Raw genomic sequence first — 266 nt, forward strand, 5'->3', positions numbered from 1 at the left:
GTCGAGCGCGCGGATGTTCTGACCGGCGCCAATGAGGTCAAAAGTCCACCCCTCGCTTGGGACAACGCGAAGCGACGCTCTGGTGCCGCGCACGACCGTTCGGTTGACGTCCGAGCGACCTCCAGCGTTGTTGATCCAGCCTGGCGCGACATCGACGTAGCCCACCAACCGCAAGGCGGCCTGATCCTGGCGCACGGGTAAGTTGACGACGCCCTCGACCGACGCGCCGACACCGTGACCCGGGAGGCCGGCGATACGCTGACGGG

The 266-nt window shown here is 67.3% G+C and carries 1 protein-coding gene; it reads right to left on the reverse strand.

Annotation, left to right across the window (positions count from 1 at the left end; genetic code table 11):
- Window positions 1–266, reverse strand: a 266-nt coding sequence (locus AC0L2X_RS32615; protein WP_473601239.1) for a hypothetical protein, incomplete at both ends; no start/stop codon positions are given.

It is taken from the genome of Mesorhizobium sp. WSM4828 (assembly GCF_055811175.1).